Source organism: Enterobacter sp. HMSC16D10, assembly GCF_001807145.1.
Classification (GTDB): domain Bacteria; phylum Pseudomonadota; class Gammaproteobacteria; order Enterobacterales; family Enterobacteriaceae; genus Enterobacter; species Enterobacter roggenkampii.
Map to the genome: position 1 here is coordinate 102,104 of NZ_KV787865.1, position 11,588 is coordinate 113,691.

Below are 11,588 nucleotides of genomic sequence, written 5' to 3' on the forward strand. Positions count from 1 at the left end.
CGCTCCGTTTACTGATGCGTCACAACGATAAGACGCAGGGCATCCAGACGCCAGCTTGCCTGATCCAGGCTTTCCAGCACCTGCTGACGGTTGCTTTCAATCGCCGCCAGCTCGTCGTCACGGATGTTCGGGTTCACGGCCTTCAACGCCTCCAGACGCGACAGCTCTGCAGACAGTTTCTCGTCGGCTTCACTGCGCGCGGCGTCAATCAGCGCTCTGGCCGCTTTTTCAATCTGGGTTTCACCCTGCTGGAGAATGGCATGCACGTCCTGCTGCACCGCATTGACCAGCTTGCTGCCGGTATGGCGGTTCACCGCGCGCAGCTGGCGGTTGAAACTCTCAAATTCAACCTGTCCTGCGAGGTTCGTGCCGTTTTTATCCAGCAGCAGACGCACCGGCGTTGGTGGCAGGAAGCGGTTGAGCTGCAGCTGTTTCGGCGCCTGCGCTTCCACAACGTAGATCAGCTCCAGCAGCAGCGTGCCTACGGGCAGCGCCTTGTTTTTCAACAGCGAGATGGTGCTGCTGCCGGTATCGCCAGAGAGGATCAGATCCAGCCCGTTACGGATCAGCGGGTGTTCCCAGGTGATGAACTGGGCATCTTCGCGGGACAGCGCCACATCACGCTCGAAGGTGATGGTGCAGCCATCTTCCGGCAGGCCCGGGAAATCTGGCACCAGCATGTGATCGGACGGGGTCAGGACAATCAGGTTCTCGCCGCGGTCGTCCTGGTTAATGCCCACGATGTCGAACAGGTTCATGGAGAAGCTGATGAGGCTGGTGTCATCATCCTGCTCTTCAATGCTCTCAGCCAGCGCCTGCGCTTTTTCCCCGCCGTTGGAGTGGATCTCCAGCAGGCGGTCGCGGCCTTGTTCAAGCTGCGCTTTCAGCGCGTCGTGCTTCTCGCGGCAGGACTTAATCAGATCGTCAAAGCCGTCGGTGTTTTCCGGCGCGGCCAGATAGCCGATCAGATCGCCGTGCACCTGATCGTAAATGGTGCGGCCCGTCGGGCAGGTATGTTCAAACGCATCCAGACCTTCGTGGAACCAGCGCACCAGCACGGACTGGGCCGTTTTTTCCAGATACGGCACGTGGATCTGAATATCGTGCGCCTGACCGATACGATCCAGACGGCCAATACGCTGCTCCAGCAGATCCGGGTTGAACGGCAGATCGAACATCACCAGGTTGCTGGCGAACTGGAAGTTACGGCCTTCAGAACCGATTTCAGAGCAGAGCATAACCTGAGCGCCGCTGTCCTCTTCGGCAAACCACGCCGCAGCGCGGTCGCGTTCAACGATGGACATGCCTTCGTGGAACACGGCGGCGCGAATGCCTTCGCGCTCGCGCAGGACCTGCTCCAGCTGCAGCGCGGTGGCCGCCTTGGCGCAGATCACCAGCACCTTCTGGGAGCGGTGCGCGGTCAGGTAGCCCATCAGCCACTCTACGCGCGGATCGAAGTTCCACCAGGTGCCGGTATCGCCTTCAAATTCCTGGTAGATTTGTTCCGGGTAGAGCATGTCGCGGGCGCGCTCTTCCTGCGTTTTGCGCGCGCCCATGATGCCGGAAACTTTAATTGCCGTCTGATACTGCGTCGGCAGCGGCAGCTTAATGGTATGCAGCTCGCGTTTCGGGAACCCTTTCACACCGTTACGGGTGTTACGGAACAGGACGCGACTGGTGCCGTGGCGATCCATCAGCATGTCGATCAGCTCTTTACGCGCGGATTCCGCGTTGTCGCTGTCGCTGTTAGCGGCCTGCAGCAGCGGCTCGATATCCTGCTCGCCAATCAGATCGCTCAGGGTGTTGAGTTCATCATCAGAAAGACGCTTGCCCGCCAGCAGCAGCGCGACGGCATCTGCAACCGGACGGTAGTTATTCTGTTCTTCCACAAACTGCCCGAAGTCGTGGAAACGGTTTGGATCGAGCAGGCGCAGACGGGCGAAGTGGCTTTCCAGACCCAGCTGTTCCGGCGTAGCGGTCAGCAGCAGGACGCCAGGCACGCGCTCGGCAAGCTGCTCGATAGCCATATATTCGCGGCTCGGCGCATCTTCGCTCCAGACCAGGTGGTGCGCTTCGTCGACGACCATCAGGTCCCACTCGGCATCGCACAGATGCTCAAGACGCTGCTTGCTGCGGCGCACGAAGTCGAGAGAACAAATCACCAGCTGTTCGGTTTCAAACGGGTTGTCCGCATCGTGCTGGGCTTCGGCGTAGCGTTCGTCATCGAACAGAGAGAAGCGCAGGTTAAAGCGGCGCAGCATCTCAACCAGCCACTGGTGCTGTAAGGTTTCTGGCACCACAATCAGCACGCGCTCGGCAGCGCCGGAAAGCAGCTGTTGGTGCAGGATCATGCCCGCCTCGATGGTTTTACCCAGGCCCACTTCATCTGCCAGCAGCACGCGCGGCGCATGGCGACGGCCCACGTCATGGGCGATGTTCAGCTGGTGGGGGATCAGGCTGGTGCGCTGGCCGCGCAGGCCGCTCCAGGGCATGCGGTACTGTTCACTCTGGAACTTACGCGCGCGATAGCGCAGGGAGAAGCGATCCATACGGTCGATTTGCCCGGCAAACAGGCGGTCCTGCGGCTTGCTGAACACCAGCTTGCTGTCGAGCAGCACTTCGCGCAGGATGACATTGGCCTCGTCGGTGTCCAGGCGAGTGCCGATGTAGGCGAGCAGTCCATTCTCTTCTTTTACGTCTTTAATCTTGAGCTGCCAGCCGTCGTGGCTGGTCACGGTGTCACCCGGATTAAACATCACGCGGGTTACAGGGGAGTCATTGCGGGCGTACAGGCGGTTTTCACCGGTGGCAGGGAAGAGGAGGGTAACCATGCGCGCATCAACGGCAACGACGGTTCCTAATCCAAGTTCGCTTTCTGTATCGCTGATCCAGCGTTGACCAAGTGTAAAAGGCATAGTTGTTCGGCTCTAATCTTTAATTGCAGGCAATAGTTCGACCACCGTCAAAAAAGACGGTCATCGAAAAATGGGTCCGGGAATGGAAAGGGCGCTATGGTACTGGATGGCAGCCATTTCGTCACGCGTCAAAATAGGCCAAGTTGCCCTGTCACTAGTGTAGCAAAATCATCGTCGATGAAGGGCAAAATTCCGTCGGCAACCGGCTGAAGCTGACGCGTCAGATAGTGTTCATAATCCAGAGGCGAGTGCTGATAATCCACCGGTTCCGGACCGTTTATCGTCCAGACGTATTTGATGGTTCCCCGATTCTGATACTGCGGCGCGCGGCCACGGCGGACGTTTTCTTCGTCCGCGAGGCGCGCGGCGCGAACGTGCGGAGGAACGTTACGCTGGTACTCCGCGAGCGGGCGGCGCAGGCGTTTGCGATACACCAGCTGCGCGTCAAGTTCGCCTGCCATCAGGCTGGCGATCGTCTCGCGCACGTAGTCCTGATACGGCTCATTGCGAAATACCCGCAGATAGAGCGTTTGCTGGAACTGCTGGGCCAGCGGCGTCCAGTCGGTACGCACTGTCTCGAGCCCTTTAAAGACCATCCGCTGCGCGTCGCCTTCCTGAATCAGCCCGGCATAGCGCTTCTTGCTGCCCTGATCGGTACCGCGGATGGTGGGCATTAAGAAGCGGGCAAAATGGGTTTCAAATTCCAGCTCCAGCGCGCTGGTTAACCGCACTTTCTGCAGATGTTCCTGCCACCAGTCGTTCACGAAGGCAACCAGCGCTTTGCCGATTTGCGCGGCATCGTCTTCGGAATGCGCGCCCTTAAGCCATACAAAGGTGGAGTCCGTGTCGCCGTAGATGACGTCATAACCCCGGGATTCAATCAGCGCTTTAGTCTGGCGCATGATCTCGTGCCCGCGCATCGTGATCGACGACGCCAGCCGAGGGTCGAAGAAGCGACAGGCGCTGGTGCCCAGCACCCCGTAGAAGGCGTTCATGATGATTTTCAGCGCCTGTGAGAGGGGCTTGTTGCCGTGGCGCTTGGCCTCGTCGCGGCCGTGCCAGATGTTGCCTACGATGTCGGGCAGGCAGTGTTTTTCCCGCGAGAAGCGTGCGCCGAGGAAGCCTTCGGTGCTGTGTTCATCATCCGGCTGGGCCAGCCCCTCAACCAGCCCGACGGGATCGATCAGGAAGGTGCGAATTATCGACGGGTAGAGGCTTTTGTAGTCCAGGACCAGAACGGAGTCATACAGTCCTGGTCGGGAATCCATGACGTACCCGCCGGGGCTGGCCTGCGGCGGCACGTCCCCGAGGTTGGGGGCAACGTATCCTGCCCGGTGCATTCGGGGAAAATAGAGGTGGCTAAAGGCCGCCACGGAGCCGCCGTGCCTGTCCGCCGCGAGTCCGTTCACCGTCGCGCGCTCCAGCAGGAAGGGCATGATCTCGGTTTTGTGGAAAATCCGCGTGACCAGCTCACAGTCTTTCAGGTTATAGGTGGCGAGCGCGGGCTTGTCTTCGTTAAAGCGCCGGTCGATCTCGTCCATTCTGTCCCAGGGGTTGTCGATGGATTTGCCTTCGCCAAGCAGCTCCTGCGCCACCGCTTCGAGGGCGAATGACGAGAAGTTCCAGAAGGCGGACTTGAGCGCCTCGATGCCGTCGATAATCAGGCGGCCGTTCGCCTGTGCGAAGAAAACGCCGTTCTTAAAACCGTGTTCGCGCCACTCAAGCTCGCTGTTGCCGCGCCCGAGCATCAGCGGGATGCGGTAACGCTCGGCGTGTTTTTGCAGCACGCGCAGGTCGAACTGCACCACATTCCAGCCGATCAGAACGTCGGGATCGAAGTCGGCAAACCACTGGTTGAGCTTCTCCAGCAGCTGCGGCCGGCTGGTAACATACTCAAGCCGGAAATCCAGCGCGGAGGCATCACCATTCGGTGGCCCGAGCATATAGACAACCCGATCGCCGCAGCCTTCAAGTCCTATACAGTACAGTTCGCCGTGACGGGTGGTTTCGATATCCAGGGAGACCCACTTCAGCGGCGGGCGGTAATGTGGGTTAGGCTTTAGCCGCGCGTTGATGAGACCGCCATTTTGCGGAGAACCATCGACCCAGACGGGCGCGGTAATAAACCGCTCCATCAGAAAGCGTTCGGGTGGGCGGATATCCGCTTCGTAGAGCGTCACGCCTGCTTCACGGAGCAGTTTTTCATAGCGCATCAGCTGACGATGGGCGCGACAGTAGAGGCCGTAAACCGGCTGACGGTGGAAATCTTTCAGTTCAAGCGGGGTAATGCGCCAGCCGTTTTCACCGCGCAGCAACTGTTTCACTTTTTCGACGTGCGGCTCTGGGATAAACGCCACGGACTCCTGCGGCGGCAGCGTCACCTGCAGCGGGCCGTTGTCCGTTGCCAGCCAGAATTCAACCTCGGTGCCCTGAGGCGTATCCCGCCAGTGTCGGGTCAGTAAAAAGCCTTCTTGCGCCTGCGCCACGCCGTTATCCCATAAAACAAAACCAGGCCTGATTATAGCCTGGTTAAGATTATAATGCTGGGTTTATATACAGTTTACTGCCCGTAGTAGGCCTTCGCGCCGTGCTTGCGCAGATAATGCTTATCGAGCAGGGTCTGCTGCATGTCCGGCAGCTGCGGCGCCAGCTGTCGACAGAAGATCCCCATATAGGCGATCTCTTCGAGCACAATCGCATTATGCACCGCATCTTCCGCGTTTTTACCCCAGGCGAACGGGCCGTGGGAGTGCACCAGCACGCCGGGCATTTGCGCCGCGTCGATACCCTCTTTTTCAAAGGTTTCGACGATCACGTTCCCGGTTTCCCATTCGTACTCACCGTTAATCTCCGCATCTGTCATCAGACGCGTGCAGGGAATGGTGCCGTAAAAGTAGTCCGCGTGGGTGGTGCCGGTCGCCGGGATGGACTGGCCCGCCTGCGCCCAGATGGTGGCATGGCGTGAATGGGTATGCACGATACCGCCGATGGTTGGGAATGAGCGGTAGAGCAGGCGGTGAGTTGGCGTATCGGAGGAGGGCTTTTTGTTCCCTTCCACCACTTCACCCGTTTCGATGCTGACCACCACCATATCGTCCGCCGTCATCACCGTGTAATCGACGCCGGAAGGCTTGATCACAAACACGCCTTTATCGCGGTCAACGGCGCTGACGTTGCCCCAGGTCAGGGTGACCAGATTATGTTTCGGCAGCGCCAGGTTGGCTTCGAGCACCTGGCGTTTGAGCTCTTCTAACATTGTTGTCTCCAGTGCCGGATGGCGCTTCGCTTATCCGGCCTACAGAACCGTAGGCCCGGTAAACGCGGTGCCACCGGGCATTCAGGGCTTAGCGTTTTGAACCGTAATAGACTTCGTTCCAGCGCAGCGCGTCTTTGAAGGCGGGCAGGCGGGTATCGTTATCAATGACGGTCAGCTCGATATCATGCAGCTCGGCGAACTGACGCATGTCGTTCAGATCCAGCGCGTGGCTGAAGACGGTATGGTGCGCGCCGCCGGCCAGGATCCAGGCTTCTGACGCGGTCGGCAGATCCGGCTGTGCTTTCCACAGGGCGTTGGCGACCGGCAGTTTCGGCAGGGAGTGTGGCGTTTCAACCGCATCGACGCAGTTCACCAGCAGGCGGAAACGATCGCCCAGATCGATCAGGCTGGCGTTGATGGCCGGGCCCGTGCGGGTGTTGAAGATCAGACGCGCCGGATCGGCTTTACCGCCGATGCCGAGGTACTGCACGTCAAGGATCGGTTTTTCCTCTACCGCGATGGAAGGACACACTTCCAGCATGTGCGAGCCGAGCACCAGGTCATTGCCGTTTTCGAAGTGGTAGGTGTAGTCCTCCATAAAGGAGGTGCCGCCCTGCAGACCGGTCGACATCACCTTCATGATGCGAAGCAGAGCGGCAGTTTTCCAGTCGCCTTCGCCTGCAAAGCCGTAGCCCTGCTGCATCAGACGCTGTACCGCCAGGCCCGGCAGCTGTTTCAGGCCGTGGAGGTCTTCAAAAGTGGTAGTAAAAGCGTGGAAGCCACCCTGTTCCAGGAAGCGCTTCATGCCCAGCTCAATGCGCGCCGCGTCCAGCACGTTCTGGCGCTTGTCGCCGTTGATTTGTGCCGCAGGCGTCAGGCGGTAGCTGCTTTCGTACTCGTCCACCAGCGCGCTCACGTCGCCATCGCTGATGTCATTCACCACCTGCACCAGATCGCCCACGGCCCAGGTATTCACTGAGAAGCCGAACTTGATCTGCGCGGCGACTTTATCGCCGTCTGTGACCGCCACTTCACGCATGTTGTCGCCGAAACGCACCACTTTCAGGTGGCGGGTATCCTGCTTAGAGACCGCCTGACGCATCCAGGCGCCGATACGCTGTTGCGCCTTGCCATCCTGCCAGTGGCCGGTGACCACCGCGTGCTGCTGACGCATACGCGCGCCGATGAAGCCGAACTCGCGGCCGCCGTGTGCGGTCTGGTTCAGGTTCATAAAGTCCATGTCGATGCTGTCCCACGGCAGGGAGGCGTTGAACTGGGTATGGAACTGCAGCAGCGGTTTGTTGAGGATAGACAGGCCGTTGATCCACATTTTTGCCGGTGAGAAGGTGTGCAACCACACCACCAGACCGGCGCATTTATCGTCGTAGTTGGCGTCGCGGCAGATGTGGGTGATTTCGTCCGGCGTCGTGCCCAGCGGTTTCAGCACCAGTTTGCACGGCAGTTTGGCTTCCGCGTTCAGCGCGTTAACGACGTGCTCCGCGTGTTTCGTTACCTGCTGCAGCGCTTCCGGTCCGTAAAGATGCTGGCTGCCAATCACAAACCACACTTCATAGTTATTAAAAATGGTCATCATCGTGTCCTTAATGGGTCAGGGTTGCCGTAGTGTCCGCGGTGCTTTTGGCCGGGGCGGCGACAGGGAGATAGTGAAGTTCGGCGCTTTTTGCCCATTGCTGGTAGCGCTGATAAAGCTGTTCAAAGCGTTGTGCCTGCTGGGCACGCGGCTGAAGGGTGTTTTCGACGGCACTCGCCATATGCTGCTGCGCGGTGGGGATATCCGCATGGACGCCAGCGGCTACGGCGGCGAAAATTGCCGCCCCCAGCGCGCAGCACTGATCGGAGGCCACAATCTGGAGCGGACGGTTCAGCACGTCGCAGCAGGCCTGCATGATCACCGGGTTTTTACGGGCGATGCCGCCCAGCGCCATCACGTTGTTCACGTCGATGCCCTGCTCGGTGAAGCACTCCATAATCGCGCGGGCGCCGAAGGCGGTGGCGGCAATCAGACCGCCGAACAGCGCAGGCGCGTCGGTCGCCAGGTTGAGGTCGGTAATCACCCCTTTCAGGCGCTGGTTGGCAAACGGCGTGCGGCGGCCGTTAAACCAGTCCAGCACCACCGGGAGGTGGTCGAGAGACGGATTTTTAGCCCAGGCGTCGGTAAGCTGCGGCAGGAGCTGCTTTTTGCTCTCGGCGATCTGGGTTTTCAGTTCAGGATGTGACGCCGCCAGCCGATCCAGCGGCCAGCCGAGCACGCGGCCAAACCAGGCGTAGATATCGCCAAACGCGGACTGACCGGCTTCGAGGCCGATAAAGTCTGGCACCACGCTGCCGTCAACCTGGCCGCAGATGCCTTTTACCGCGCGGTCGCCGACGGTGGATTTATCTGCCGTCAGGATGTCGCAGGTGGAGGTGCCGATCACTTTGACCAGCGTGTTTGGCTGTGCGCCCGCGCCCACGGCGCCCATATGGCAGTCAAACGCGCCGCCGGAGATAGCTACGTTCTGCGGCAGGCCGAGACGCGTCGCCCACTCTTCGCAGAGGGTGCCGACGGGAATATCGGCGGTGAAGGTGTCGGTAAACAGCGGGTATGACAGGCTCTTGTTGATGATCGGGTCGAGCTCATCAAAGAACGCGGCCGGAGGCAGGCCGCCCCAGCTTTCATGCCACAGGGATTTATGCCCGGCGCTGCAGCGGCCGCGGCGGATATCCTGCGGGCGCGTGGTGCCGGAGAGCAGGGCAGGAACCCAGTCGCATAGCTCAATCCATGACGCCGCTGCCTGTGCGACAGACGCGTCCGCGCGGGTGACGTGCAGGATCTTGGCCCAGAACCACTCGCTGGAGTAAATCCCGCCGATATAACGTGAGTAGTCCGTTTTGCCCGGCTGATGGCATAAGCGGGTGATGGCTTCGGCCTCTTCCACGGCGGTATGGTCTTTCCACAGCACGAACATGGCGTTCGGGTTGTCGGCAAACTCCGGGCGCAGCGCCAGCACGCGGCCTTCGGCATCCACAGGGGCAGGCGTAGAGCCGGTGCTGTCGACGCCAATCCCCACAACATCGGCCCGCTGGGCGTCGGTCAGTTCGGCCAGGACGGTTTTGATCGCCGCTTCCATCGACTCGATGTAATCCCGCGGGTGGTGACGGAACTGGTTGTTTGGCGCATCGCAGTAGCGCCCCTCTTGCCAGCGCGGATACCACTCAACGCTGGTTGCTATCTCCTGGCCGGACGTACAGTCCACTGCCAGCGCGCGAACTGAATCGCTGCCAAAATCGAGGCCAATCGCAATTGCCATGGTGTTGCTCCATCGAAAAAACAGGTATGGAAGAACATTAGAGACTGGGGACAAAAGTCGTCAGGCAGGATCCGCTAATCTTATGGACTAAATTGCTGTTACAACGGAAAGTGTGACGCCGTGCAAATATTCAATGTGGACATTTCTGCCGCACTTATAGACACTTTTGTTACTGGTTATCTGCCTGCTCTGGCGGAGAAATCAGGGGGAAAGGCTGAAACATGGCGGACGTAAAAGCGGCGTGATGCTTTTTGGATCTTTTCGCGGGCCATTTTTAACCTGCATTTAGTGATATGGACAATTGGTTTCCTTCAGGACCCTTGGGAGAACTGAATCTATGGCCGAAACGCAGAACGATCCTCTGCTGCCGGGATACTCGTTTAACGCGCACCTTGTGGCGGGGCTGACCCCTATCGAGGCTGAGGGATATCTCGACTTTTACGTCGACCGACCGCTCGGGATGAAAGGGTATATCCTCAACCTGACCGTGCGGGGGGAAGGGATCATCAAGAACGGTGACCAGCATTTCGTCTGCCGCCCGGGGGATATCCTGCTGTTCCCGCCGGGGGAGATCCACCACTATGGCCGTCATCCGGATGCCAAAGAGTGGTATCACCAGTGGGTCTACTTCCGTCCGCGCGCCTACTGGCAGGAGTGGCTTTCCTGGCCGGCTATTTTTGCACACACCGGGTTTTATCGCCCGGATGAGGTGCATCTGGCGCAGTTTCGCGAGCTTTTTGCGCAGATTATCGAGGCGGGGCAGGCCGGTGGACGCTATGCCGAACTGCTGGCGATAAACCTCCTTGAACAGCTGTTGCTGCGGCGGATGGAGGCGATTAACGCGTCGCTTAACCCGCCGCTGGATAACCGCGTGCGCGACGCCTGCCAGTACATCAGCGACCACCTGGCCGATAGCCAGTTTGATATCGCCAGCGTTGCCCAGCACGTCTGCCTGTCGCCGTCGCGGCTGTCGCACCTGTTCCGCCAGCAGCTTGGCGTCAGCGTACTGAGCTGGCGCGAGGATCAGCGCATCAGCCAGGCGAAGCTGCTGCTCAGCACCACCCGGATGCCCATCGCCACCGTGGGGCGCAACGTGGGCTTTGAGGATCAGCTCTATTTCTCCCGCGTATTTAAAAAATGTACCGGTGCCAGCCCCAGTGAATTCCGCGCGGGATGTGAATAAACGGTAAAAAAAGATAAACAAACAGGTGAATGCGGGAAGCAACCTGTAAACTATTCAGACAATTGTTGCCTTGACGCGGTGCGGGGCGCTAAGCAGAATCGCTGATTCGTTTTCTGACCGGAATAGTTATGCAGGCATTGCTGGAACACTTTATTACCCAGTCCGTTATGTACTCGCTCATCGCCGTGGCGCTGGTGGCGTTTCTGGAATCGCTGGCCCTTGTCGGGTTAATCCTGCCCGGCACCGTGATGATGGCGGGGCTTGGCGCGCTTATCGGCAGCGGTGAGGTCAATTTCTGGCAGGCATGGCTGGCCGGGATTATCGGCTGTCTGCTGGGCGACTGGATCTCCTTCTGGCTGGGCTGGCGCTTTAAGAAGCCGCTGCACCGCTGGTCGTTCATGAAAAAGAACAAAGCGCTGCTGGATAAAACCGAGCATGCGCTGCACCAGCACAGCATGTTTACCATCCTCGTGGGCCGCTTTGTTGGGCCAACGCGTCCGCTGGTGCCGATGGTGGCCGGGATGCTGGATCTCCCCGTCGCGAAGTTTGTGGTGCCGAACATCATCGGCTGCGTCTTCTGGCCGCCGTTCTACTTCCTGCCGGGTATTCTGGCCGGTGCGGCGATTGATATTCCTGACGGTATGCAAAGCGGTGAGTTTAAGTGGCTGCTGCTGGGCACGGCGGTGCTGCTGTGGCTGGCGGTCTGGCTCTGCTGGCGCCTGTGGCGCAGCGCGAAAGCGAGCGTCGATCGCCTGACGCGCTATCTTCCGCGCTCTCGTCTTTTGTGGCTGGCCCCGCTGACGCTGGGTGTGGCCGTGGTAGCCCTGGTCGCGCTGATTCGCCACCCGCTGATGCCGGTGTACGGTGAGATCCTGTTGAAAGTTGTGAGCCGTTAAGCGCCGGGCGGCACTGCGTTTGCCCGG

Annotated in this window: 7 protein-coding genes; 2 read left to right on the forward strand and 5 right to left on the reverse strand. The window is 59.6% G+C overall.

Annotated features, from left to right (window positions below):
• Positions 1-8: 8 nt before the first annotated feature.
• The 5 genes from rapA to araB form a co-directional block, all read right to left on the reverse strand.
• The gene (rapA, locus tag HMPREF3143_RS09610) at positions 9-2,915 is read right to left on the reverse strand and encodes an RNA polymerase-associated protein RapA (protein ID WP_070532876.1); all 2,907 of its coding nucleotides are present in this window, start codon (positions 2,913-2,915) and stop codon (positions 9-11) included.
• Positions 2,916-3,043: 128 nt separating this feature from the next.
• A complete protein-coding gene (gene polB, locus HMPREF3143_RS09615; RefSeq protein WP_045406411.1) occupies positions 3,044-5,401 on the reverse strand; it encodes a DNA polymerase II in 2,358 nt (785 codons plus the stop codon).
• 74 nt (positions 5,402-5,475) lie between these two features.
• Entirely contained in the window at positions 5,476-6,171 is a 696-nt protein-coding gene (araD, locus tag HMPREF3143_RS09620; RefSeq protein ID WP_070532879.1) for an L-ribulose-5-phosphate 4-epimerase, read from the reverse strand.
• Between the two features lie 88 nt (positions 6,172-6,259).
• On the reverse strand, positions 6,260-7,762 hold the full coding sequence (gene araA, locus HMPREF3143_RS09625; protein WP_021240541.1) for an L-arabinose isomerase: 1,503 nt from the start codon (positions 7,760-7,762) through the stop codon (positions 6,260-6,262).
• Between the two features lie 10 nt (positions 7,763-7,772).
• Positions 7,773-9,482 (reverse strand): ribulokinase, encoded by a 1,710-nt coding sequence (gene araB, locus HMPREF3143_RS09630; RefSeq protein WP_070532882.1) that lies wholly within the window; start codon positions 9,480-9,482, stop codon positions 7,773-7,775.
• Positions 9,483-9,819: 337 nt separating this feature from the next.
• On the opposite strand from araB, the gene araC reads away from it, so the two are divergent.
• Together araC and HMPREF3143_RS09640 are read left to right on the forward strand one after the other, a co-directional pair.
• Positions 9,820-10,665 carry an arabinose operon transcriptional regulator AraC gene (gene araC / locus HMPREF3143_RS09635; protein WP_008502008.1) on the forward strand — a complete coding sequence of 282 codons (846 nt, stop codon included), beginning with the start codon at positions 9,820-9,822 and terminating at the stop codon, positions 10,663-10,665.
• A gap of 128 nt (positions 10,666-10,793) precedes the next feature.
• Positions 10,794-11,561 (forward strand): DedA family protein, encoded by a 768-nt coding sequence (locus tag HMPREF3143_RS09640; protein WP_008502007.1) that lies wholly within the window; start codon positions 10,794-10,796, stop codon positions 11,559-11,561.
• The last annotated feature ends 27 nt before the right edge of the window (positions 11,562-11,588 follow it).